Here is a 23,758-nt window from a genome sequence, read left to right as displayed (position 1 = left end):
CCGCTTTGTTTTCTCCGCGATAGCCACATCCGGAGCGGGCGTGATGCTGGCCTTGCTGGGCTGGAAGCTGCTGGGTCTGATGATGATACCGGTTTTACTGGTCTGTCTGGTTTCCACCTGGCAGTACAGCCAGGCGATGAGGAAAGCAAGCGGGACCGCCTCACGTCCTGCAGAAGACGGTTCATGAATTCCGCTCAGTCCTGGTATTGTGAAAAGCCCCTTTCCGCAAGGAAGGGGGGCAGTTCAGAAAGACGGGGATATAAGGGGGTTCCGCTAACGGCCCGCATTCCCCCTCTCTTCAGAAGAAGCCAGGCAGGTGGTAAGCCGTCGCTTTATTTGACCTTTCTTATCGCCTTCGGCTGTTTTACAGACTTTTCGGGTGCCTGTGTCTTCAGCTTTATACGAGTTCACATTCCGGGCTCGCCGTACTGCTCTCGTCCCCACTGCAACGCAGTATTAATCAACCTCTCCAGCAGTTGTTGCGCCTGCTGCCCTTTCTCCGGTAGATAAGCAAAGCTCTCCTCATCCATATAGCAGCACTGGGCCATTTCTAGCTGAACAGCATGAATATGGTTGGCGGGATCGCCATAGTGACGGGTGATATATCCGCCTTTAAAGCGGCCATTGAGTATCCGGCTATACTGCGGGAACGCATTGCAGCTTGCCAGCAGCGCCTGGCTGAGCTGCGTCGAACAGCTGGCGCCGTCCGCCGTACCAAAGTTCAGATCCGGCAGCCGCCCTTCAAACAAGCGCGGCACCACGGATTTGATCGAGTGCGCATCCCACAACAGCGCATAGCCAAATTTCTCACGCAGGCGTGCCAGTTCAGCGGCAAGCGCCTGGTGATAAGGCTGCCAGACCTGTTTTAGTATCGCGTCCTTCGCCGCCGCGTCAGGCGCACCGCCCGGCACGAACAGGGCTTCGCCGTCAAAAAAGATATCGGTAAACAGCCCGGTTGTCGCCGTGCTGTAAAGCGGTTTATCATCCGCCGGGCGATTGATATCCACCACATAGCGGGAATAGCGGGCGCATAACGTGCTGGCCCCCATGTCCGCGATGGTCTGATAGAGCAAGGGAATATGCCAGTCGGTATCTTCCAGACGCTTCGCCCTCGGCGTGAGCCCCTGGGCGACTTCGGGGGTTAATAACGTTCCCGGGTGTGGCATACTGACCAGAAGCGGCAGGTTCCCCTGCTGCAAATCAAACGCCTTAATCACAATAAACCTCCTTACCTTGATAAATCACCTGTTTCGAAAGGGAGCCTCCCAGCCAGTAGCTTAGCTCCGCCGGATGAGCGATATCCCACGCCACGAAGCTGGCCTCTTTTCCGGCTTCCAGAGAACCGCAAACTGTATCCAGCCCCAGCGCCTTCGCGCCGTTAAGCGTCACGCCAGCCAACGCCTCTTCCGGCGTCATGCGGAATAGCGTACAGGCCATATTCATCATCAGACGCAGGGACAACACCGGCGAGGTGCCGGGATTTAAATCGCTGGCGAGGGCAATCGGCACCCGGTACTGACGCAGCAGCTCCAGCGGCGGTAGCTGTTTCTCACGCAGGAAGTAATAGGCGCCCGGCAGCAGCACCGCCACCGTCCCATGGCGTGCCATTGCGGCGATATCTTCCTCGCACAAATATTCCAGATGATCCGCCGACAGCGCATGGTAGCGAGCGGCCAACGCCGCCCCATGCTGTAGCGTTAGCTGTTCAGCATGGAGCTTCACTGGCAGCCCCAGTTCCCGGGCCTTCTGAAAGACCCGCTCCACTTGCGAGGGCGAAAATGCCAGGTGTTCGCAGAACGCATCCACCGCATCCACCAGCCCTTCCTGATGCAGTTCCGGCAGCAGTCGTTCGCAAATATAGTCAATCCAGGCATCTGCCCGCTCCTGATACTCGACGGGCACCGCATGGGCCGCCAGGCAGGTACTGCGCACGGTCAGCGGCAATATGTCGCCTAAACGGCGGATCGCCCGCAGCATTTTACGTTCGTTAGCCAGATCCAGGCCGTAGCCGGATTTGATCTCCAGCGCCGTTACGCCGTCCCGGCACAGCTCCCGGATACGCTGCCGCGCGCTCTCCAGCAACTGGCTTTCGCTGGCCTGTCGCGTGGCGTTGACTGTACTGGCGATCCCGCCGCCGCCAGCCGCGATCTCCGCATAGCTCGCCCCGTTGAGACGCATTTCAAACTCCCGGGCCCGGTCGCCGCCAAACACCGCGTGGCTATGACAATCCACCAGTCCCGGCGTGACCACCCTGCCCTGCAAATCCACCCGCTGCGCAACGGGTAAGTCCGGCAATTCTGCCCGGTTCCCGACCCATAACAGCACTGCGCCGTCGGTCAGCATCGCGCCATCGTCAAGCAACTGATAATGCCCAGCGGCCATGGTGGCGATCCGGCAGTGGTGCCAAAGGGTATACATGGCGCTCTCCTTTAACGACTGATGGCGGCGCCAGCCGCCGCTGCGGACTGCGCTTTGCGCAGGACATAGTAGAGCCCCGCCGGTAGCGCCAGCCCAATGAGCCAGGAGATATCGATACCGCCCAGCATCTTCACGAATGGGCCGGAATAGAATCCACTATCAATAAACGGCGTCTGTACCGCCACTCCGACGAGATAAACCCCGAGCCCCGTCACATTCCACGCCCGATATTTCCCGTTCGGATCGTTCAGCGCCTCCATGTCTATCGCCTGATGGTTGAAGAAATAGTAATCCACCAGGTTAATCGCGCTCCACGGTGTAAAGAAAGTCAACAGGAACAACAGGAAGGATTTAAAAGCCGACAGGAAAGAGTGTTGCCCGATAATCGCGATAGCGGTCGCCAGGGTAATAATCATCGCCAGCACCAGCAGACGTACCGACTGGCTTACGCGCACTCGCTGCTTCCCGCAGCTGTACACCGTCGCCAGGCACATCAGGCTGCCGTAGGCATTCAGGGTATTGATCGTCAGTTTACCAAACGCGATGCTCAGATATAACAGCGTGGCAATCGCGCCGGTGCCGCCCAGGCCGACGATGTAGTCCACCTCATGACCGACCAGTTTTCCCTGCGAGAGAGCGGCAGCCAGCACCCCGACGGTCATGGCGATTTGCGCGCCAATCACCGAACCGCTCCCGACGGCGAAAAAGACCTTCCCGGGAGAGGTGCTGCGCGGCAGATAGCGGGAATAATCGGCAACATAGGGGCCAAAGGTGATCTGCCAGGAAGCCGCAAGGCCGGTGGCGGTTAAAAACGTACTCCAGCTAAAGGGTCGGATACTCAGCAGGTCGCCAATAGCCGGAAAGGAACTGATTTTCCACAGCAGGTAGATAAACGCGATAATCCCCACCAGGCTCGCCAGCTTACCCAACAGGTGGATCAACCGATAGCCGACATAGGCGATAACCAGCGTGGCGGCAGCAAAAAGCAGAATGCCGCTGGTTTCCGTAGTATGGAAAACCGCTGAGATCGCCTGGCCGGACAGCACCGCCCCGGTGGCGATAAAGCCAAGGTACATCAGGCAGACCAGCAGAATCGGCAGGCAGGCGCCGTAGACGCCGAACTGTACCCGGCTGCTGATCATCTGTGGTATCCCCAGCTGCGGCCCTTGCGCGGCATGCAATGCCATCACAATCCCACCGGCAATCTGCCCCAGCATAAGACCGGCCAGCGACCAGAAAACATCCCCGCCGAATACAATAGTTAATGCGCCAGTGACCATGGCGGTGATTTGCAGGTTAGCCCCCAGCCACAGGGTGAACTGGCTAAAAATGCTACCGTGGCGTTCACCGTCAGGGATGGGTTCAATAGAACGTGTTTCGATGTATGTTGTGTTGTTATTCTTCATGGCAGCACTCCGGTGAGGCGAAGGGGATACATTGTCCCCTTCGCCGGAGAAATTAGTCCGCAATCATTGGCAAGTTGAGTCCTTGCTCTCTGGCGCATTCAATCGCGATGTCATAACCCGCATCCGCATGGCGCATCACACCGGTGGCCGGGTCGTTGCTCAGCACCCGGGCGATGCGCTCCGCCGCTTCATCGCTGCCGTCGCATACAATGACGACGCCGGAGTGCTGGGAGAAGCCCATCCCTACGCCGCCGCCATGGTGCAGGGAAACCCAGGTCGCGCCACTGGCGGTATTCAGCAGCGCGTTCAGCAACGGCCAGTCGGAGACCGCGTCGGAGCCGTCCTGCATCGCTTCCGTTTCGCGGTTAGGGCTGGCAACGGAGCCGGAGTCAAGATGATCGCGGCCGATCACGATCGGTGCCGACAGCTCGCCGCTGCGGACCATTTCGTTAAACGCCAGGCCCAGCCGGGCGCGCTGTCCCAGGCCGACCCAGCAGATCCGGGCCGGCAGCCCCTGGAAGCTGATGCGCTCTCTGGCCATATCCAGCCAGTGGTGGAGGTGTTCATCATCGGGTATTAGCGCTTTAACTTTCGCGTCGGTGCGGTAGATATCCTGCGGATCGCCGGAAAGCGCCGCCCAGCGGAATGGGCCAATCCCCCGGCAGAACAGCGGACGAATATAGGCGGGAACAAAGCCTGGGAAGTCAAAAGCGTTTTCCACCCCCATCTCTTTCGCCATCTGGCGGATGTTGTTGCCGTAATCGAAGGTGGGAATGCCCTGCTGCCTGAAGGCGAGCATGGCTTTAACGTGTTCGGCCATTGAGGCTTTCGCCGCGTGGATCGTCTCCACCGGGTGGGACTGCGCGCGAGCGCGGTAGTCTTCCCAGCTCATGCCCAGCGGCAGATAACCGTTGAGGGGATCGTGTGCGCTGGTCTGGTCGGTCACCATATCCGGGCGCACGCCGCGTCTTACCAGCTCCGGTAAAATTTCCGCCGCGTTGCCATGCAGCGCGATGGATACCGCTTCTCCTTTTGCGGTATAGCGGGCGATGCGGGCCAGGGCGTCATCCAGATCGCTGGCCTGCTCATCGACATAGCGGGTACGCAGACGGAAGTCGATACGCGACTGCTGGCATTCAATATTCAGCGAACAGGCTCCCGCCAGGGTTGCGGCCAGCGGCTGGGCGCCGCCCATTCCCCCCAGACCCGCAGTCAGCACCCAGCGTCCGCGCAGGCTACCGTTATAGTGCTGGCGCCCGGCTTCCACAAACGTTTCGTAAGTGCCCTGAACAATGCCCTGGCTGCCGATGTAGATCCATGAGCCGGCCGTCATTTGCCCGTACATCGCCAGACCTTGTGCATCAAGCTCGTTGAAGTGCTCCCAGTTTGCCCAGTGCGGTACGAGGTTGGAGTTGGCGATCAGCACCCGCGGGGCATTGTCGTGGGTTTTGAAAACCCCCACCGGTTTACCGGACTGGATCAACAGCGTTTCATCATCATTGAGCTGCTTCAGGGTCTCAACGATCTTGTCGTAGCATTCCCAGTTGCGGGCCGCCCGGCCAATACCGCCGTACACCACCAGCTCTTTTGGATTTTCGGCGACATCAGGATCCAGGTTGTTCATCAGCATGCGCAGCGGCGCCTCTGTGAACCAACTTTTTGCGTTCAGCTTAGTGCCTCGCGGGGCTCTGATTTCAACATCGCGAAAACGGGTTGCTTGTTTACTCATGCGCTTTACCTTCTTATCCGTTACCTGTCATATGTTAATTAATTGTTAGTTTTGTTATTTGCATTTTAATTGTATATACATGATAAGCATATTGGATGCCAGGTTAGAAATTAATTTATAAAACCAATAAAATTCAACAAATTAACATAAAAACAGAAGGACATGCTGCGCTATACACTCGTGAACACACCGTGATGATGGGCCATTTTGGTGCAAAAATACAGCTCTCTGCCTTATTTTTGTGCACTAAAACATCACAAAAAGATAACACTAGTGCATTTTCTATCTCGTCATAACTTCTTATCTCGCCATAGACGGCAGTACCAGATAACGCAAACACACTATAAGCGATTGTTTTAAAATAACTAAATAACCATCTTATTGCGTATCCCTCTGGCAGTGGCACAAGTTTTGCTAGTTGTACATACAAGATTATACATAGCAGCATTTTGTCGCGTGACTCCCCTGCATTCGGGAACACCACACACAACAATCAGAGGCGTGAAGATGATTACCTTCCAGAATGTGACTAAGCACTACGACAACGGTTCGGTCGTAGTAGATGGCCTTAGCCTGGTAGCGCCGGGTGGCAAAATTACGGTATTTGTCGGCCCTTCGGGCTGTGGAAAAACCACCTCATTGCGGATGATTAACCGGTTAGTGGAACCGTCATCGGGCCGAATCCTGCTTAACGGCGAAGCCACCGAGCAAATGGATATCGTGCAACTGCGCCGCCGTATTGGCTATGTCATTCAAAATGCAGGTTTATTCCCTCACAAAAACATTATCGACAACATTGCCACCACCGCGATTCTCAACGGCGCCGCCAAAAGTAAAGCCAGAGCCAGAGCCGGGGAATTACTGGAAGTCGTCGGTCTGGATCCGCAAATCGCCAAACGCTTCCCCTGGCAGCTTTCCGGAGGCCAGCAGCAGCGCGTGGGCGTTGCCCGCGCCCTGGCGGCAGACCCGGAGTTTATGTTGATGGACGAACCGTTCAGCGCGGTCGACCCGGTGGTCCGCGAACAGCTGCAGGAAGAGTTTTTGCGTATTCAGAAAGAGGTGAGCAAAACCATCATTATGGTCACTCACGATATTGATGAAGCCATGAAGCTCGGCGACCTGGTCGCGGTACTTAAACCTGGCGGCAAGCTGGCGCAGATGGCCTCCCCAGGCGAACTGCTCAATACGCCGCAAAACGCCTTTGTGGCGGACTTTATCGGCAAAGACAGAGGCTATCGCAAACTGAGTTTCCACGCCGCCGACACAGAAACCGGGTTACGCAACGAGCCCTATGCCGAGCTGGACTGTTCCTTCGAGCAGGCCAAAGAGATGGCCATCGACCGCTGGCTGCTGGTTACCCAAAACGGCAAAGCGTTTGGCTGGTTCGACACCCATCAGCCGGCAACAGCAATTACCCACGACAACATCAATCTGGGGGCGACGTTCCACCAGCAAGGGAGCCCGTTGCGCCATTTGCTGGACGCTGCGCTGAGCTCGCCCAACCACCGGGCCGTGATCGTCGATGAACGGCAAATCCCGCTGGGGACCATCCACCTCGATCAAGTACTCGACATGTGTAAATCCACGCGCCAGGAGGGAGCATGAGATTCGATTGGCTATGGGCGCAGAGCGATAAAATCTTCAACCTGTTTCTCTGGCACAGCTATCTCGCAATTGTGCCGGTAGTGATAGGGTTAATTCTGGCGATCCCTGTCGGCTGGGGCATTCACCACCTGCCATCGGTCAAGTCGGCGATCGTTAACCTGTTTGGCCTACTCTATACCATTCCGTCACTGGCGCTGTTTGTGCTGCTGCCCCCGCTGCTCCACACGCAGATTCTGGACCCCATTAATGTTGTGGTCGCACTGACCATCTACAGCTTTGCGCTACTGGTTCGCACCGTCTGCGACGGGCTGGACTCCGTATCGGCCGATACCCGTCAGTCCGCGGCAGCGCTCGGGTATAAACCCGCTCAGCAGTTTTTCCAGATCGACCTGCCGCTGGCCGTGCCGGTGATTGGTTCCGGCCTGCGCGTTGCCGTGGTGTCTAACGTCAGTATCGTTTCCGTCGCGGCATTAATCGGCGCACCGCAGCTCGGCTCGCTGTTTACCCTGGGCTTCCAGCTGCAATTTCTGACGCCCATCATCGCCGGGATCGCGCTCAGCATCATTCTGGCGCTGCTGCTGGATATGCTGGTGGTTTACGCCACTCGTCAACTCAGCCGCTGGCAACCTCAGAGAGGATAATTATGCTTACCTGGTTTATGGATCCCATCCACTGGTTTGGTGAGGGCGGCATTTTCCCCCTTCTGGCGCAGCACATCAGCTATAGCGCTGTCGCTCTGGCGATCGCCTTTATCATCGCGTTTCCCGTCGGCTGCTACACCGGCCATACCGGTAAAGGGGAAGGCCTGCTCATCGGTACCACCAACGCCCTGCGCTCCCTGCCCTCATTTGGGCTGATTATTCTGCTGGTGATTTTACTTTCCGGCGAGTTTGAGTCCGATATGGCCTTTATTCTGCCCTGTATTCTGGTGCTGGTGGCGCTGGCGCTCCCGCCGATTGCGCTGGGTGTGCATGCGGGTATTCGCGCGCTCGATCCCTATGTCCTTGATGCCGCTCGCGGCATGGGGATGACGCGGCTGCAGATCCTGCTACAGGTGGAGTTGCCCTGCGCGCTTCCGCTGATCCTCTCCGGCGTGCGCAGCGCCACGTTGCAGATTATTTCCACCGCCACCATCGCAGCCTATGTCTCGCTGGGGGGATTCGGACGTCTGATTATTGACGGACGCGCGGCGAACGATTTCAGCCAGATGATCGCCGGCGCCATGCTGGTGGCGCTACTGGCTTTACTGATCGACTGCTTGTTCTCTTTCTCGCAAAAAATAGTCGTTTCACCCGGTATTACCCGGCGTATTAAAAACCCATAACCTCATTCCACTGCTCAAAAGGATACCTCAATGAATATGAAAAAAAGTATTTTGACGCTGTGTTCAGCGCTGCTGCTGTCGGCGACCTCATCGGCCTGGGCCGCGCCGAAAGTCATTGTCGGTTCTGCAGACTTCCCGGAAAGCCAACTGCTGGGCACCATTTATGCGGGTGCGTTAGAAGCGCAAAACATCCCGGTGGAGAAAAAGCTGAACATCGGCAGCCGCGAAGTGTATATCCCGGCGCTGCTGGACGGCTCCATCACGCTGATCCCGGAATACAGCGGCGCGCTGTTGAGCTATCTGGATGCGAAAAATGCGGCACACGGTAGTGAGGACGTCGCCAGAGAGCTGGCCGCTAAGCTGCCGGAGAAAGTTAAAATGCTGCAGATCTCCCAGGCTCAGGATATCGACGTTCTGGCCGTGACGCAGAAAACCGCCGATAAATATAAACTGAAAACCATCGCCGATTTACAGCCTGTTGCCAGCCAGCTGGTGCTGGGCGGCCCGGCGGAATGGAAAACCCGCCATGAGGGGCTCTCCGGCCTGCGCGACGTGTACGGGCTGAACTTTAAGAGTTTTAAAGTGCTGGACGTCGGCGGGCCGCTGACGCTCAGCGCCATGAAAAATAACCAGGTCCAGGTCGCCGATCTGCTTTCAACCTCGCCAGCAATCAAAAAAGATCGCCTTGTCGTGCTGGAAGACACAAAACATCTGTTCGCGGCGCAAAATATTGTGCCAATCGTCGCCAGTGAAGCGCTGAATGACGCCGTGACCACCACGCTGAATAAAGTTTCTGCTCAGCTAACGACTGAAGATCTGATCGACATGAACGAGAAAATTGCCGAATTTGTCAGCATCGACGATATCGCGCATGAGTGGCTGGTAAAACACGGATTTAGCCAATAAGGTCGCAGACATGACAACTCCTCTGAACGGCAGCATTACCCTCGGGCAGGCACCGGGTACTGTGGATGAGATAGTGCGGATTGCCGACGGCGCGCCGATCGCGCTGGAGAAGGCCGCGCTGGATAATATGGCGCGGGTCAGCAGCCGTATTCAGCGCGCCATTGAACAAGGCCAGGTAATCTACGGGCTGACGACCGGCGTCGGCGATCTGGTCACCACCCGGCTGTCCCCGGACAGGATGACGGATACTCAGCTGAATATGCTGCGCAGCCACGCCTGCGGAGTCGGTCCGGACCTGACGGTGCGTGAAGTGCGGGCCATGATGGCGGTGACGTTAAAATCCCTGCTGCAGGGATACAGCGGCGTCACCCCGGCGCTGGCGCAGCGTATCGCCGATATGTTGAACCGTCAGGTCACGCCGTGGTCACCCGCCGGCGGCTCCGTCGGTTACCTGATTGCCACAGCCCATATCGGCCTTGCGGTCTTCGGCGAGGGCAAATGCTGGTATCAGGGAGAACTGCTGCCGGCGCAACAGGCGCTGACGCGGGCGGGTATCCCGCCCTATGTTCCCGGCCCCAGAGAGGGTCACGCGTTGGTCGGCGGCACCTATGAGATCACCGCGCTGGGCTGCCTGGCCGTGGCGGATTTCCAGCGTCTGCTCCCCGTCGCCGATATGGCGGGCGGGATGTGCCTCGAGGCCATGCGGGGCAATACGCGCGGCTACGATGCCCGCCTGCACGCCCTGCGCCCTCATCCCGGACAGCAGGAAACCGCGCAAAACCTGCGCCGCCTGCTGAAAGGCAGCGAGATCCTGGCGCGTTATCGCGACCACCGGGTTCAGGACGCGCTTAGTTTACGCTGTATCCCCCAGATCCACGGCGCGGTGCGCGACCAGCTGGCCCACTGTCGGCAGATTATGACCATCGAACTCAATTCGGTGACCGATAATCCGCTGTTTCTGGTAGAAGAAGACAGGCTTATCGTGATGCCAGGGGGCAACGGTCACGGTGCGCCAACGGCGCTGGCGCTGGATGCGCTGGCCGTTGCCATTGCCCAGTTGAGCACCGCTTCCCAGGCCCGTTGCGACCGAATAACCAATACGCATCTCAGCGGGCTGCCGGCCTTTCTTATCTCGCCGGATTCGGGGTACTCCGGGATGATGATCCCACCCTACGTCGCCGCTGCGCTGGCGGGCGATAACCGCAGTCTGGCCGGCCCGGCCAGTATCCACACGGTATCCACCTGCGCCGGTCAGGAAGATCATGTCAGCATGGGGGTTGCCGCCGCACGTAAAGCGCTTAAGGCGGTAGAAAACGCCGTGGACATCGTCGCCATCGAACTGCTGTGCGCCTGTCAGGCGCTGGAGTTCCATCGCCCGCTGCGTGCCGCCGTGGGCAGCGAGGCGACGCTGGAGAGAGTGCGTCAGGCGGTGCCGTTCCGGGATAAAGATACGCTGCTCTACCCCGATATACATGCGCTACGCGCCCTGATTCATCAGGGCGAACTCAGCGCGATGCTGCAGGCATTGTGCGAAGAGGAGTGACAACAGGCGCCGCAGAAGGAGCCTGCGGCGTGATTAAAGGGGAATCAGCGTGATGCGGGCCAGACGCGCGCCCGGAGAGTCCGGGATAACCAGCGCCACCGCTTCATCCACCAGCAGGCTGTCGTAATGTTCCAGTAAATAGCGTTGGTCGCCGACGCTCACCCGCAGCGCGGGCCCGGCATTAAACAATATCCGCAGTCCGCCCTGATGCGACCACGTTCCTGCCCCACACCAGCTCACCGTCGCCCGCAGAGCGGCTTCCCGGTAAATCACATTAAAATCCAGCAGCGGGCCGCCGACAATCTCACAGGATACGCCGCTCGCGCCGTTAAACCCCAGCGCCTGGAAAGGCGCAATCAATGCGCTGCGCTGCCCATCGATTGTCAGGTACATCCCGCCGCCTTCCAGCACGCTGATATTGCGCAGGTAGCCGGGAAATGCGGAGAACGGACCAGGCTGGCGAATGGTCGCCAGGGAAATACGCCAGTCATATTCCCCCGCTTCCGGATAGCGGGCCACTTCGCGCGTCATGCCCTGGCCGTTTTTCCAGGGCATTTCCGTATACAACCCGGCAGGGAGCAGACGGATCATTTGCGCATGCTCCCTTCCAGGCGGTAACGCGGACCGGGATAGACCAGGCGCACGCTGGTGACGATTTTCTTCTCCTGTCGGCCGGTCCACGTCCGACGATTGACCAGCAGACAAGGCGTATGTTCATCAATTTCCAGGTAAACACACTCGGCCCGCGTGACGTTGACCGCTTCAATAACGTGTTCGCCTTCAACAATCGGGGCAATTGAGGAGAGATAGGCGTTCGGCGTGATACGTGTAAAATCCTGCTGCAGGTAGTCCGGCACAACCTGCATATTCACCAGTCGATCTTCCAGCATAACCGGTACGCCATTTTCATAATGGCAAATCAGCGAATGGTACAGACCGCAACCCTGCTGCATGCCGAAGCTGAATGCCTGCTGGGCATCGGCTTCGATTTCCGTCAGTCTGAAGACTCTGGCGTGGTGGCGATGGCCACGGCTGGCGATTTCGTCAGCGATATTGTTAATGTCCAGCAGCGCCGACTGGCCGCGAATTTCGGCGACAAAAGTACCGACCCCCTGCATCCGCACCAGCAAGCCCTCCGCGGTCAGTTCTCGCAACGCGCGGTTAATCGTCATTCTGCTATAGCCAAACAGCGTGACCAGTTCGCTTTCAGAAGGAACACGGTAATTCGCGGGCCATGCCCCGCTGTGGATCTTGGTTTTGATCATGGCCTTTACCCTTTCATAAAAGGGGGCGGGATGTTCAAGTAACTCATCCATGGAATCCGAATTTGACAGGTCGTTACGCGCCATTAACCATTCCTCATATGCTGACGTTGTCAGTTTACTCTATGACCTGTTAGATGTATATATATGTACATGTATATACATTAGCACTGATAATAAGGTGGTAAAATGGCAGTCTGGTTGGCAGAAAAAGCGCTGTTGCCTGATGGCTGGGCAAATAATGTCGGCATAACCGTGTCCGAAGAAGGCATCATAACCGCGCTGGAAAAGAACGCAGCGCCGAATCCGCAGGCGACGCGCATCAAAGGTGTCGTCGTGCCGGGTATGCCGAACCTGCACTCCCATGCCTTCCAGCGGGCGATGGCCGGGTTAACGGAGGTGGCGGGAAACCCGTCGGATAGCTTCTGGACCTGGCGGGATCTGATGTACAGGCTGGTAGATAAAATTACGCCAGAACAGCTGGAAACCATCGCCAGCTATCTGTACATCGAAATGCTCAAAGCCGGGTACACCTCGGTCGCCGAATTCCACTATCTGCATCACAGCAGCAGCGGCGCGCCTTATGAAGAGCGGACGGAATTAGCGCTGCGTATCGCCAGCGCGGCGAAACATACCGGCATCGGCCTGACGCTGCTGCCCGTCCTGTACAGTTACGCCGGGTTTGGCGCGCAGCCGCCCTCCGTTGGACAGCGCCGCTTTATCAACGATAGCGACAGCTACCTGACAATGTACGAGTCGCTCACATCGCGGCTGGCCGGCGAGCCAATGCAGCGTACCGGTCTGTGCTTCCACTCATTACGGGCCGTTACGCCGGAGCAGATTGGCGCCATTCTGGCCTGCCACCCTGGCCAGCAACCGATTCATATTCATATTGCTGAACAGCAAAAAGAGGTGGATGACTGCCTGGCCTGGTCCGGCGAGCGCCCGGTGGAGTGGCTGTACAACCATCTCCCCGTAGATTCGCGCTGGTGCCTGATCCACGCCACTCATCTGACGCCTCAGGAAACGATGAAGATCGCCACATCCGGTGCGGTGGCCGGCCTGTGCCTGACCACCGAAGCCAATCTCGGCGATGGCATATTCCCTGGCCCACAATATCTGGAGCATAACGGCGTCTGGGGAATTGGTTCCGACAGCCACATTAGCGTCAGCGTCAGCGAGGATTTACGCTGGTTCGAATACGGGCAGCGCCTGATAGCCCAGCGCCGTAACCGGCTCATCGTCCCAGGCGAGCCTCACGTCGGCAACGTGCTGTATCAAGGGGCGCTACGAGGCGGCGCCAGAGCGCTGGGCCAAAACATTGGCCAGCTAAGCGTAGGATATCGGGCCGATCTGGTCGTATTGGATAGCCAGAATCCCTTTATCGCCAGCGCAGAAGACCAGATGCTGCTCAACCGCTGGATCTTCGCCTGCTCATCTAATCCCATTACCGCGGTGATGACTGGCGGACGCTGGGTGATTGAGGATGGGCATCACCATAAAGAAGAATCTGTCTCTCAGGCATTTATTCAGGTGATGAAAGATCTTGCAGCCTGATATCGAAAAAAGCGGTTCACCGACGGTGAACCGCTTTGTTTTCGGATGTGTTCAAAGTAAAAGCCTCAGGCGATTCACTGAATCCAATAAGCCAGCCCCGCGGCGAAGAGCATTGAAAGCAGGACCGATGCCAGGCCAGGCAGCAGAAAAGGGTGATCGATAATATGTCGGCCCAGTCTGGTGGAGCCGGTATCATCCAGCTCTACCGCCGCCAGCAGCGTCGGATAGTTTGGCAGAATAAAAAGAGAAGCCGTTGCCGGGAAGCAGGCAACCAAAATAGCCGGGGCAACGCCCATACTCAGCGCGGCGGGGAATAAAATTTTTGTGGAGGCCGCCTGAGAATACAAGAAGCATGAGGCCGCCATAATAATAATGGCCAGCATCATGGGCGAATCCAGCAAGTGTGACGAGACCGCGCTTTGCAACCACTGTTGATTACTGTCCATAAAGGTTGAACCCAGCCAGGCGACGCCGAGAATACAGATGCAGGAGGTCATCCCGGTTTTAAACACCGAGCCGGACGGGACCTTGTGTACGTTAACCCGGCAGCACACCACAATCAGCAGCGCAACGCCCATCATCACTCCTACCCGCGCCTGTCCGCTGCTCATGACCGGATGGGCAATCAGCCCGAGTTTCGGACTGGTGACAATCGCATAAACCAGCACCACAACCAGCCCGACGATAAAAATCAGCACCGAACGACCGGCGCAGGGCGGGATCGCCCGCGCAGTCCTTGCCTGCACCTGAACCGGATTGTCATTGAGCCGATCCTGCTGGCGGATCCTGTCCCAGCACAGGTAAAAAACGGAGGTGACCAGCAGCGCCAGAAAGGTGGACGGGATTGATACCGCGATAAGCTCAATATAGCCCCAGCCAGAATGGCCCTTTTCCAGAATCCCCGAGAAGAAAATCACCGCCGCAGAAATGGGCGACGCCACAATGCCCAGCAAAGAGGCGCCGACCGAAAGAGCAAGCGCCCGGGTGGGCTTTATATTGTTCTCTTTCGCCACGCCGACAATCACCGGCATACAGGCAAAAGAGACCTGCCCGGTGCTGGCCATCATGGTTAATAGCCAGGTGGAAAGGGGCGCGGTGATGACTAACAATCGCGGATAGCGGCGCAGCAGGCGCTCGGTGAGGTCAACAAGGTATTCAATACCGCCGGCCTCCTGCATGGCGGCAATCGCCACGATCACCACCATGATAAATACGATAACCAGCATCGGCATATCACCCGGCGTGGCGCCGAGCGCGCTGAGGACAATCACGCCGGCGCCGCCGGCAAACCCCACGCCGATCCCCCCGACCCGCATGCCGATGTACAGAAACAGCAGCACCACCAGAAACTGAACCAATATCATATATTGCCTCCACGGCTCCCTGTCCGGCATTAACCCTTTACATGATTAAATGGCCTGCAAGTCCTGGCCGCCGGGCAAACGCGCTCTCACCCTGTTTTTAGATACAAAACGATAACTTATCGCGCTACCGCGGCATCGCTGCGCACGCTATTCATCAGGCATCCGATCTGCTCAATCTCGACTTCCACCCTGTCCCCGGGCTGCATAAAGAGCGGCGGGGTACGTTTTTTTCCGATGCCTCCGGGCGTGCCGGTCAGAATGACATCTCCCGGAGAGAGCGCGCTGAAGGTGCTGATATACGCAATGAGTTCGGCAATTGAATACAACATGCTGCCCGTATTATCCTGCTGCACCGTCTGGCCATTCAGTCGGGTAGTAATATTCAGATTTTGCGGGTCGGGGATAGCGTCCCCGGTCACCAGCCAGGGGCCGAAGCCGCCCGTCGCTGGCCAGTTTTTGCCGCCGGTAAAGCAGGCATGCTGCCAGTCGCGCACGGAGCCATCCATATAGCAGCTGTAGCCGGCAACATAATGCAGCGCCTCCTGCTCTGGTATATTGCGTCCTCCACGGCCCATCACCAGCGCCATTTCGCCTTCATAGTCAAACTGATTGCTGCGTTCCGGCTTGAGGAGCGGTGCCAGATGCCCGGTCTGTGAATCCGCAAAGCGGATGAATAGCACAGGATTAGAGGGCTTCTCGTTACCGGCAGCGTTTTTATCGCGATAATTCACGCCAGCGCAGATAATTTTTTTCGGTTCAGTAATAACCGGCAGGAAAGCGATCTCGTCGAAAGAATAGTTCGCCTGTTTCGCAGACGGCGGCAGAGTATCAACAAGATGAAGATGCGGTATAAATTCCAGCAGGCTGCTATATTGAGGAAACCGCGCCTGCAGATCGATGACGCCGTCAGCGGTCGCCAGGCCATATTTGTTTTTATCATTAACGCGAAAGCTTAATAGTTTCATAAATCACCCAGCAATATACAGAGGTGAAAGCCCCGACGTTATGATGAAGAGCAGCAAAAAATACCGGGGCGAAGTAACCGATGATCCGCAATACAGTAAGCGATATTTCTGCATTGCGGATTAACAACAGACGCAGAATAAATTAACCGACGCGGCCCAGCTCAGCGGCGCGCATGGCGTCGTGGATCTCTTTTTCAGCGCCATTTTCGAGCGGCAGCAGCGGTGAGCGAACGGTGGCATGTTCAAGGATCCCGCGCGCAACCAGAGCATGTTTAAGGGCCACGGTACCTTCCATGTGCGAACCGCGGTGGTAGACGCTTTTGGTCACCGGCAGCAGTCGGTCGTGCAGCTCACGCGCTTTAACGTAATCGCCCGCTTTACCCGCCTTAATCATTTCAATTAACGGCTCAGGCGCGATATTGCCGTAGCCAACCAGGAAGCCATCCACATCAAAGGCGGTATGCAGCAGATATTCATCGTGGCAGCTTAAGATTTGCAGATCCGGACGCTCGCGGCGAATAACCGGAATTTCGGTATCCCAGCGGCGCATATTACGTACGCCATTCTTCATGGCAAATACGCCCGGCTGCGCGGAGATATCCAGCAGCGTTTTCAGGTTGTAGGTGGCTTTAGTGACATCCGGATACTGGAAAAGAATCAGCGGCAGGCCGCTTTCTTCGTACACCACGCGGTAGCGATCCTGAGGCGCGCCATCCTGATAGCCAAAGCGCAGCCAGCCGTGGGAAGGATAGAGCAAACCGGCGGATGCGCCGGCGGCAACGGCGCGCTTCGCCTCCAGCGCAGCCACTTCCGTCCCTTCCCCGGTGATGCCGGCAATGATCGGAAGCTTATCATCCACGGACTTCACAAACGCGCGGATCACATTCGCCTGCTCTTCCTGGGTCAGAAAAGTCCCCTCCCCTGCGTGTCCCAGCACCACCAGACCTTTCACCCCGTCGATGCTGCCCAGCCAGCTGCCGAGGCGCTGAATGGCATCATAGTCTACGCGTCCATCGCGAGTGAAGGGTGTAACCGGAGCCGGAGTCAAACCTCTCAGATCGATGTTAATCATAAATATCCCCTTGATGAGTAAGCATTTGTTTACGGTTAAGCGATTCTTTGAAACGGAAGTGAAATCGTTTCTGCAATCGTTTTCACGACGTTGACATTGAACCTCAAAAATAAAACCGTCAACGCCATGTTGGTTAAAAATGCAACGCAGATCACAAACTAAACCGCGATCTGCATCCGGGATGAGATCCGTTATACAAAATTCAACCCTCCCCGCTTTCTCCTGGAAAGTCGGGGAGGATCACAGGGGGATTATTTACGTGGAGACGCGGTAGACTTACGGGGAATAAGGGAAGGCGTGGTAATCCGCATGTTATTATTTATCTCTGGATTCAATAACATATCAACCGCATTGCTGGCGATATGCTCCAGCGGCGTTCTGACCGAGGTCAGCGCCACGGGCAGTCTGCTCACCAGGGGAATATCATTGTAGCCGACCAGGGAGAGATCTTCGCCAATCACCAGCCCCTGCTGGTGCGCGGCCGCGAGGACGCCGATCGCCAGTTCGTCATTGACGGCAAATAGCGCGCTCGGGCGATGAGGCTGGCTGAGAATTTTCATTCCCTGCTGCTCCCCCGAGGCGATATTAAAATCTGAATGACAGCACCATTCCGCTTCGATCCTGAGCCCGGCTTCCTGCATTGCCCGCTCAAAGCCCTTACGCCGGTTGCGCGCGTTGGAGGCAAAATCAGGGCCGCCAATCAGGCCAATATCGCGGTGGCCTAAATCAATCAGGTGTCGGGTAGCCAGATAGCCGCCAAGCTCATCGTCCCCGACCGATGAGGGGCTAAAACCGTCGGTACGCAGCGCCAGAACGTGGGGCACATCCCGTTCACGCAGGGTTTGCGGCAAAGGATCGTCCAGCCGGCAGGTGGACATGATCAACCCATCCACGCGGCGATCCAGCAGCGATTCCACGGCGTTTTTCTCCTGATCCTTGCTATCACCGCAGGTCGCAACGATCGCGAAATAGCCTCGCCTGGCCGCCGCCCTGGCTATCTCTTCGAAAAGCATCGCCGTAACGGCATCGGTCAGCCTCGGCACCAGGACGCCAAGCGTTCCGGTATCGCCCCGGCGCAGGCTGGAAGCAACATAGTCCCGACGGTAGCCCAGCTCACGGGCCACCTGGCGAATTTTCTCTGCCGAGGCGCTGCGCGAGGTGGGTAACCGTTCATCGAGTACGCGCGAAACGGTCGAGACGCTCACGCCCGCAGCGCGAGCAACATCCCGCATTGTCGCCAGCTTTTTTTCCGGCAAATCGTTCAGTTCACTTTCTTGATCCATCTGCTGCTCCAACTCATCAATGCGGGTAAAAATCCGTGTTGCCCGTTCAACGGATACCATCGTGCAAACCGTGGGGTTAAAGGATCTTACGTCAAACCTCGCCCGGACAAAAGGAATGGTGCTTCACTTTGCCGGGTTCATTCGGGAGGTCGTTAATTCACATTTCTTATCCATTTTGCTTTGCATTCACCGCTTCGCCTTTTTGCGCGTGAGTTTTTTCAGATTGTGAACTGCTCGACATTTATACAACAGGCGTAATTGACTTAGCGGCGAATCCAGCAAAGGATTAGCTGCAAGTGAAATCGATTGCAGTAACGTTATCATAAACACATCAGGACAGCATTATATGCAGCACGTCGATGAATAAGGGTTCGTTGCCCTGTGGTTATTCAGAACCTTACGTGTATGCCCCAGACAACGTTTAACAGGGTAATACTATGTCAACTCAGGCCATTGCTTCAGATTACGCCGTTGCCAGCGGAACGGCGTCCACGCCAGACGCGCTGCTGGCAAGGCTGGAACGCCTCCCCATCACCCGACGGCTGAAAGCGATCCGCGTTATCGTCGGCTTATCGACGTTTTTCGATGCCTATACCATTATTGCTATCGCTTTTGCGCTCCCCCAGCTTACCCAGGAGTGGGGTCTCACGCCGACGTTTGTCGGTCTTATTATTGCGGCCAGCTACGTGGGCCAGCTGTGCGGCGCCCTGTTTTTCGGCTCGCTGGCGGAAAAAATAGGCCGCATCGGCGTATTGCGTATCACCATCATCATGTTCGTACTCATGGATGCGGCCTGCCTTTTTGCCTGGAACGGCTGGTCAATTCTTGTTATTCGCTTTTTACAGGGGGTGGGTATCGGTGCGGAAGTCCCCGTTGCCAGCGCCTATATCAATGAATTTGTCGGTGCCAAAAAGCGCGGGCGTTTCTTTTTGTTGTATGAAGTGATTTTCCCTATCGGCATGATGTTTGCCGGATTGGTGGGGTATTTTCTGGTGCCCATCTATGGCTGGAAGGTCATGTTTTTAATTGGCTTAGTCCCCTCCGCGCTGACCGTTCCCCTTCGCTGGCTCATGCCGGAATCACCGCGCTGGTTGACAGCAAAAGGGAGGCTGAAGGAAGCGGACAGCATCGTATCGACGCTGGAATCAGAGGTCATCAGGCGCGGGATGACGTTGCCCGAACCGGAAATAAAAGCCCCCGCGGTGCAAAAAGCGGCTCCGGAAGGGGTTAAAGCCCTCTTTGGCGGTATCTATAAATCCCGCACCTTTATGCTCTGGGGACTGTGGCTGACGGTTTATAGCGTCAACAACGGAATGATCACCTGGTTTCCAACCCTCTACAAAACCTGGTTTAACCTCTCCCTCGATACCAGTCTGGCCTACGGCTGGATCACCTCTTCCTGCGGCGTCGTGGCTTCAGTGATCTGCGCCTTGATGATCGACCGCGTCGGGCGCAAACGCTGGTACACATGGGCCTTTTTACTGGCTATCGTTCCGCTGATTACGCTCTCCGTTCTGGGCGCGAAATCCGCCGTTGAAATTCTGATTCTGGGCAGCCTGACCTACGCCATTCTGCAGACCATCGCTTTCTCGCTTTATCTGTACGCGGCAGAGCTTTATCCCACCCGACTGCGCGCTATCGGCACCGCGTATTCCAGCGCATGGCTCCGGGCGGGGTCATCCATCGGCCCACTGATGGTCGGTTTTATCGTCAGCGGCTTCGGGATCCGCTTTGTGTTTATCACTTTCGCGGTCATTGCGCTGATTGGCGGCTTAATTACCTGGCTTTTTGCCATTGAAACCAAAGGAAAATCGTTAGAAGAGCTGTCGCCATAGACGGCCTGTGGCTCCGGGAAGCGCGGGGCCACCTCTGACGGGAGGTCGGCGCAGTCGGCTGATTCAGCTGCGCCTTACCGGGAATTATTCATAGACCTGGATCATTAACAGGCGGTAAAAACATGAACAAACTCATCCACAGCGGCACGATGCTGCTGGCTTTACTACACCCTTTACAGACGCTGGCCAACGAGACGCTTTTTTCTCCCACCGCAAAAAACATGACCGGAGAATGGGGAGGCGTGCGTACGGATCTGCGCCGTCATGGTTATGATTTTACGCTGGAATATAGCGCAATGACGGCCACGAATATCTCCGGCGGTTACGATCGCGATAAAACCCTGCGCTACAGCGACCAGTATATTCTCGGCGTAAATATGGATCTGGAAAAGATTTTAGGTATTCACGACGGTGAATTTAAAGCGTCGGTGAATAATCGTAACGGGCGAGATCTGACTCAGGATCGCCTTCAGGATCCGCGCGCGCCGGTAATAGGCTCCGGTGTTCAGAGCAACTACGGTCGGGGGCAAACATGGCACGCGACGCAGTTTTGGTTCAAAAAAACCGGGTGGGATAAAAAGCTGGATCTCAAGGTGGGCCTGATGCCGCCGGGAGAGGATTTTGATAACAACGGCTGCTTTTTTCAAAACCTGTCGCTGTGCGGCTCTTTAGCTGGCCACGGCAGCGGCGTCTGGTATAACACCCCCATAGGCCAGTGGGGCGGCCGTATTAAATACAGCCCCGCCCCAGCCCTTTACGTCCAGGCCGGCGCGTTTCAGTACAATCCTGCCTACGCCACCCGCCACGGAAGCTTCCAGCTGGATGGTACCGGGCATCTGGGGTACATGTACCTTTTTGAACTGGGATATAGACCTACTCTCGGCGCGGCAAAACTCCCCGGCATCTGGAAACTCGGGGGATGGTATAACACGGCGGACGCCAATGATGTGCTGGATGATGACAATGGCGATCCCTATGTGCTCACGCACCAGGCCGCCCGGCGACACGACGGCCGCTACGGAGGTTATCTCTATGTCGTCCAGCAGCTGACCTACTCGAGCAGCCAGCGCCAACGTGGCCTTAGCCTTTTCGGGCATCTGGCAATGAATGATAAAGATACGGCGACAATGGACTATCAGATTCAGGCCGGCGCCATTTATCAAGGCCCTTTCGCCAGCCGTCCGCAGGACTTTATCAGCTTCGGCGTCAGTAAAATGCACGCCAACGACAGAGTCGCCCGTCGGGCGCAGCTCCTGAACCAGATGCGGGGGATCGATGATTATGATAACCCTCTGTATGTTCCGGTTCGCAGAGCCGAGTATGCCGCAGAGCTGCATTATAGCTTTCGCGCGACGCCATGGCTGACCGTGCGCCCTAACCTGCAGCTGCTCGTTCATCCGGGAGGAAGCGAAGAGATTAAAAACGCCTGGGTGCTCGGCAATCAGGTGACCGTCAAATTCTGATAAAACGGGCTGCCGCCGTCAGGTCTGCTGTATTCGAGCAGCAACGTGTCTTCAGCGGGGAGACGAATATCTCCCCATTTACTCCCCACGCCACAGGGGATTCAGAGAGAGTACGGACAGAACTGGAGTCAGCTTCTTTATTTAGCCCTCTTGTCTATCGCGGGAAATTCTTTGGTCGCGGTCGTGGTTATCCAGTCACGGAAACGCCGGCATATCTTCTGCAAGACCGCGGACTCGTCGTACACCAGATAGTACGCAATCGGCGTATCAACCGGTATTTTTAGCGGGTTAATCAGCAAACCACTCTTCAGTTCTTCACAAATAAGAGAACTGCGCACGAGCGCGATACCTTTGCCCGCGATTGCGGCCTCAATCACGCCGTTGGAATCGATGAAAACGGGCCCCGTGTCTGTCTTCAAATTACTAATACCCAGAGCACGAAACCAGAGAGCCCAGTCCAGCCGGTGTTCATCGTGCAGCAGCGTGTATTCAGCCATATCGCCCGGTGATGAGAGCTCGTCCTCTGATGCGATTAACCGGGGGCTACAGACCGGGAGGAGTTTATCGTTTATCAGGCACTCAGACTCCAGCCCGGGATAGTCACCAGCCCCGTGTCGGATGGCGAAATCAATCCCTTCAGACAGTAAATCAACCTGCCTGTTGGTTGTACTGATTTGCACTTCCACGCCCGCGTTGGCTTTTTCAAATGCAGGCAGCCGCGGCAGGAGCCATTGGATGGCAAAACCACTTGTGCAACTGACCGTCACTTTGTTTGCCTTTCCTTCATTCATTAAGCGCTGTGTTGCTTCTGCTATCTGATTGAAAGCCGGCCTTATCGCCCGCAGATAGATGCGTCCTTCGGTTGTCAGTTCGAGACGGCGAGGACTACGGATGAACAACCGGCTGTTCGTCATGCTTTCCAGCTTCGCAATCTGTTGGCTGACCGCGCTGGATGTTACGCATAACTCATCGGCAGCCGCTTTCATACTCATCAGCCTTGCCGCAGACTCAAAACACATAAGCGCGTGTAAAGGTGGCATTTTCATCGGCTACACGACTTCATGAATTAGAAAAGCTTAAGTATAAACAAAAATCTTGTTTGTCAGTACGCCCGCCCTGTTTCACAGTTGCGTTGTGACTTCTCATTCAAATAAAAGGAACCGCTATGCGCATTGCTGATTATCTTCGGTTATTGTTGCTCGCCGCTATCTGGGGCGCGAGTTTTCTCTTTATGCGCATAGCCGTACCGCAGTTTGGCGCTATTAACACGGCTTTTTTGCGCGTCTTTTTTGGTTCCACAGGCCTCGCGGTTATTTTATTTATCTTTAAATCTTCTTTTGACTTTAAAGATAAATTTAAGTCCTCAGTGATGCTTGGCGTCATTAATTCAGGATTACCCTTCCTGATGTATTGCCTGGCTGCCAAATGGTTACCGGCTGGGTATTCAGCCATTCTGAATGCAACAACGCCGTTGATGGGGGCGGTGATTGGGTTTGCATTTTTTGCAGAGAAATTAACCTTCAGAAAATGGGCTGGCATGCTCCTGGGCATTGTCGGGATCATCGCGATCGCCACAATTGGTGAACCCCTGTCAGCTGAGAAACAAATTGCCGTCGTTATTGCCTGCCTCATCGCGACCAGTTGCTATGCGACCGCCGGTTTTCTGACGCGTAGCTGGATTTCAAACAAAGGTGGACTCGATCCTAAAATCGTGGCCTTCGGTAGTCAGATAGGTGCGTCCTTTTTTTTGCTACCCTTTTTTATATGGAGCACCCATAGTGGACCGACCGTTAACTGGTTACAGCAAGAGGCATGGATAAGCGTCATTGCCGCAGGAGCGATCTGTACCGCATTTGCCTACATACTCTATTTCCGGCTTATCGCTGATATCGGCCCCTTACGTTCATTAACAGTGACCTTTTTAATTCCTCCATTTGGCGTGCTATGGGGATACATGGTACTGAACGAAACCGTTAACAATGGTTTTGTTATCGGGGCGATCATTATAGGTATTGCTGTCTGGATG

The 23,758-nt window shown here is 56.2% G+C and carries 20 protein-coding genes and 1 pseudogene; 10 read left to right on the top strand and 11 right to left on the bottom strand.

Features of this window, described 5'->3' with window-relative positions; genetic code table 11:
* A pseudogene (locus FQK12_RS01230) lies at window positions 1-187 on the top strand (MFS transporter); the annotation flags it as partial.
* 220 nt (window positions 188-407) lie between these two features.
* Here the strand turns inward: FQK12_RS01230 and hutG are convergent.
* Genes hutG through hutU form a run of 4 tightly spaced genes read right to left on the bottom strand, consistent with a single transcriptional unit; the run spans window position 408 to window position 5,553 of the window.
* Window positions 408-1,217, bottom strand: coding sequence for an N-formylglutamate deformylase (gene hutG / locus FQK12_RS01225; protein ID WP_014228071.1), 810 nt, complete (start codon window positions 1,215-1,217; stop codon window positions 408-410).
* Window positions 1,210-2,418: an imidazolonepropionase gene (gene hutI / locus FQK12_RS01220; RefSeq protein ID WP_014228070.1), complete on the bottom strand. Its 1,209-nt coding sequence runs from the start codon at window positions 2,416-2,418 to the stop codon at window positions 1,210-1,212. The genes hutG and hutI overlap by 8 nt, the downstream gene beginning before the upstream one ends.
* Before the next feature lie 11 nt (window positions 2,419-2,429).
* Window positions 2,430-3,824 carry a purine-cytosine permease family protein gene (locus FQK12_RS01215; RefSeq protein ID WP_014228069.1) on the bottom strand — a complete coding sequence of 465 codons (1,395 nt, stop codon included), beginning with the start codon at window positions 3,822-3,824 and terminating at the stop codon, window positions 2,430-2,432.
* 52 nt (window positions 3,825-3,876) lie between these two features.
* The gene (gene hutU / locus FQK12_RS27555; protein ID WP_014228068.1) at window positions 3,877-5,553 is read right to left on the bottom strand and encodes a urocanate hydratase; all 1,677 of its coding nucleotides are present in this window, start codon (window positions 5,551-5,553) and stop codon (window positions 3,877-3,879) included.
* A 507-nt stretch (window positions 5,554-6,060) separates the two neighbouring features.
* Between hutU and FQK12_RS01205 the strand changes: the two genes are divergently transcribed.
* Genes FQK12_RS01205 through hutH form a run of 5 tightly spaced genes read left to right on the top strand, consistent with a single transcriptional unit; the run spans window position 6,061 to window position 10,931 of the window.
* On the top strand, window positions 6,061-7,158 hold the full coding sequence (locus FQK12_RS01205) for an ABC transporter ATP-binding protein (RefSeq protein ID WP_014228067.1): 1,098 nt from the start codon (window positions 6,061-6,063) through the stop codon (window positions 7,156-7,158).
* Window positions 7,155-7,799 carry an ABC transporter permease gene (locus FQK12_RS01200; RefSeq protein ID WP_004848024.1) on the top strand — a complete coding sequence of 215 codons (645 nt, stop codon included), beginning with the start codon at window positions 7,155-7,157 and terminating at the stop codon, window positions 7,797-7,799. Before FQK12_RS01205 ends, FQK12_RS01200 begins: the two co-directional genes overlap by 4 nt.
* A gap of 2 nt (window positions 7,800-7,801) precedes the next feature.
* The gene (locus FQK12_RS01195) at window positions 7,802-8,482 is read left to right on the top strand and encodes an ABC transporter permease (protein WP_014228066.1); all 681 of its coding nucleotides are present in this window, start codon (window positions 7,802-7,804) and stop codon (window positions 8,480-8,482) included.
* A 30-nt stretch (window positions 8,483-8,512) separates the two neighbouring features.
* Entirely contained in the window at window positions 8,513-9,388 is an 876-nt protein-coding gene (locus FQK12_RS01190) for an ABC transporter substrate-binding protein (protein ID WP_014228065.1), read from the top strand.
* 10 nt (window positions 9,389-9,398) lie between these two features.
* A complete protein-coding gene (gene hutH, locus FQK12_RS01185; protein ID WP_014228064.1) occupies window positions 9,399-10,931 on the top strand; it encodes a histidine ammonia-lyase in 1,533 nt (510 codons plus the stop codon).
* A gap of 33 nt (window positions 10,932-10,964) precedes the next feature.
* On the opposite strand, the gene FQK12_RS01180 is transcribed toward hutH, so the two are convergent.
* Window positions 10,965-11,522, bottom strand: a complete 558-nt coding sequence (locus tag FQK12_RS01180) for a HutD family protein (RefSeq protein WP_014228063.1) — start codon at window positions 11,520-11,522, stop codon at window positions 10,965-10,967.
* On the bottom strand, window positions 11,519-12,280 hold the full coding sequence (gene hutC, locus FQK12_RS01175; protein ID WP_004848014.1) for a histidine utilization repressor: 762 nt from the start codon (window positions 12,278-12,280) through the stop codon (window positions 11,519-11,521). The genes FQK12_RS01180 and hutC overlap by 4 nt, the downstream gene beginning before the upstream one ends.
* 102 nt (window positions 12,281-12,382) lie before the next feature.
* Between hutC and FQK12_RS01170 the strand changes: the two genes are divergently transcribed.
* The gene (locus FQK12_RS01170) at window positions 12,383-13,750 is read left to right on the top strand and encodes a formimidoylglutamate deiminase (RefSeq protein WP_014228062.1); all 1,368 of its coding nucleotides are present in this window, start codon (window positions 12,383-12,385) and stop codon (window positions 13,748-13,750) included.
* Window positions 13,751-13,824: 74 nt separating this feature from the next.
* Here the strand turns inward: FQK12_RS01170 and FQK12_RS01165 are convergent, their stop codons facing one another.
* From FQK12_RS01165 to FQK12_RS01150, 4 genes are all read right to left on the bottom strand, one after another.
* A complete protein-coding gene (locus FQK12_RS01165) occupies window positions 13,825-15,114 on the bottom strand; it encodes an anaerobic C4-dicarboxylate transporter family protein (RefSeq protein WP_004848008.1) in 1,290 nt (429 codons plus the stop codon).
* Window positions 15,115-15,230: 116 nt separating this feature from the next.
* Window positions 15,231-16,079, bottom strand: a complete 849-nt coding sequence (locus FQK12_RS01160; protein ID WP_014228061.1) for a fumarylacetoacetate hydrolase family protein — start codon at window positions 16,077-16,079, stop codon at window positions 15,231-15,233.
* 142 nt (window positions 16,080-16,221) lie between these two features.
* Complete coding sequence (locus tag FQK12_RS01155) at window positions 16,222-17,151, bottom strand: dihydrodipicolinate synthase family protein (RefSeq protein ID WP_004848004.1); 930 nt, start codon at window positions 17,149-17,151, stop codon at window positions 16,222-16,224.
* 251 nt (window positions 17,152-17,402) lie between these two features.
* The gene (locus FQK12_RS01150) at window positions 17,403-18,434 is read right to left on the bottom strand and encodes a LacI family DNA-binding transcriptional regulator (protein ID WP_004848002.1); all 1,032 of its coding nucleotides are present in this window, start codon (window positions 18,432-18,434) and stop codon (window positions 17,403-17,405) included.
* Between the two features lie 437 nt (window positions 18,435-18,871).
* Here FQK12_RS01150 and FQK12_RS01145 point away from each other — a divergent pair, with 437 nt between their 5' ends.
* On the top strand, window positions 18,872-20,269 hold the full coding sequence (locus FQK12_RS01145; protein ID WP_014228060.1) for an MFS transporter: 1,398 nt from the start codon (window positions 18,872-18,874) through the stop codon (window positions 20,267-20,269).
* A gap of 122 nt (window positions 20,270-20,391) precedes the next feature.
* The gene (locus FQK12_RS01140; protein ID WP_014228059.1) at window positions 20,392-21,732 is read left to right on the top strand and encodes a carbohydrate porin; all 1,341 of its coding nucleotides are present in this window, start codon (window positions 20,392-20,394) and stop codon (window positions 21,730-21,732) included.
* A gap of 137 nt (window positions 21,733-21,869) precedes the next feature.
* Here FQK12_RS01140 and gcvA read toward each other — a convergent pair whose 3' ends face one another.
* Window positions 21,870-22,778, bottom strand: a complete 909-nt coding sequence (gene gcvA / locus FQK12_RS01135; RefSeq protein WP_014228058.1) for a transcriptional regulator GcvA — start codon at window positions 22,776-22,778, stop codon at window positions 21,870-21,872.
* A 119-nt stretch (window positions 22,779-22,897) separates the two neighbouring features.
* Between gcvA and FQK12_RS01130 the strand changes: the two genes are divergently transcribed.
* A partial coding sequence (locus FQK12_RS01130) for a DMT family transporter (RefSeq protein ID WP_146295645.1) occupies window positions 22,898-23,758 on the top strand: 861 nt, incomplete at its 3' end.

Source organism: Klebsiella sp. ME-303, from assembly GCF_007910085.1.
Taxonomy (GTDB): Bacteria; Pseudomonadota; Gammaproteobacteria; order Enterobacterales; family Enterobacteriaceae; genus Klebsiella; species Klebsiella michiganensis.
This window is presented reverse-complemented; position numbering and strand designations above follow the sequence as displayed.

What these genes read in the sequence shown, in the direction of transcription:
- hutI (WP_014228070.1), bottom strand. Translation starts at nt 2,418, where the DNA reads ATGTATACCCTTTGGCACCACTGCCGGATCGCCACCATGGCCGCTGGG.
- FQK12_RS01215 (WP_014228069.1), bottom strand. Translation starts at nt 3,824, where the DNA reads ATGAAGAATAACAACACAACATACATCGAAACACGTTCTATTGAACCC.
- hutU (WP_014228068.1), bottom strand. Translation starts at nt 5,553, where the DNA reads ATGAGTAAACAAGCAACCCGTTTTCGCGATGTTGAAATCAGAGCCCCG.
- FQK12_RS01205 (WP_014228067.1), top strand. Translation starts at nt 6,061, where the DNA reads ATGATTACCTTCCAGAATGTGACTAAGCACTACGACAACGGTTCGGTC.
- FQK12_RS01200 (WP_004848024.1), top strand. Translation starts at nt 7,155, where the DNA reads ATGAGATTCGATTGGCTATGGGCGCAGAGCGATAAAATCTTCAACCTG.
- FQK12_RS01195 (WP_014228066.1), top strand. Translation starts at nt 7,802, where the DNA reads ATGCTTACCTGGTTTATGGATCCCATCCACTGGTTTGGTGAGGGCGGC.
- FQK12_RS01190 (WP_014228065.1), top strand. Translation starts at nt 8,513, where the DNA reads ATGAATATGAAAAAAAGTATTTTGACGCTGTGTTCAGCGCTGCTGCTG.
- hutH (WP_014228064.1), top strand. Translation starts at nt 9,399, where the DNA reads ATGACAACTCCTCTGAACGGCAGCATTACCCTCGGGCAGGCACCGGGT.
- FQK12_RS01180 (WP_014228063.1), bottom strand. Translation starts at nt 11,522, where the DNA reads ATGATCCGTCTGCTCCCTGCCGGGTTGTATACGGAAATGCCCTGGAAA.
- hutC (WP_004848014.1), bottom strand. Translation starts at nt 12,280, where the DNA reads ATGGCGCGTAACGACCTGTCAAATTCGGATTCCATGGATGAGTTACTT.
- FQK12_RS01170 (WP_014228062.1), top strand. Translation starts at nt 12,383, where the DNA reads ATGGCAGTCTGGTTGGCAGAAAAAGCGCTGTTGCCTGATGGCTGGGCA.
- FQK12_RS01165 (WP_004848008.1), bottom strand. Translation starts at nt 15,114, where the DNA reads ATGATATTGGTTCAGTTTCTGGTGGTGCTGCTGTTTCTGTACATCGGC.
- FQK12_RS01160 (WP_014228061.1), bottom strand. Translation starts at nt 16,079, where the DNA reads ATGAAACTATTAAGCTTTCGCGTTAATGATAAAAACAAATATGGCCTG.
- FQK12_RS01155 (WP_004848004.1), bottom strand. Translation starts at nt 17,151, where the DNA reads ATGATTAACATCGATCTGAGAGGTTTGACTCCGGCTCCGGTTACACCC.
- FQK12_RS01150 (WP_004848002.1), bottom strand. Translation starts at nt 18,434, where the DNA reads ATGGATCAAGAAAGTGAACTGAACGATTTGCCGGAAAAAAAGCTGGCG.
- FQK12_RS01145 (WP_014228060.1), top strand. Translation starts at nt 18,872, where the DNA reads ATGTCAACTCAGGCCATTGCTTCAGATTACGCCGTTGCCAGCGGAACG.
- FQK12_RS01140 (WP_014228059.1), top strand. Translation starts at nt 20,392, where the DNA reads ATGAACAAACTCATCCACAGCGGCACGATGCTGCTGGCTTTACTACAC.
- gcvA (WP_014228058.1), bottom strand. Translation starts at nt 22,778, where the DNA reads ATGAAAATGCCACCTTTACACGCGCTTATGTGTTTTGAGTCTGCGGCA.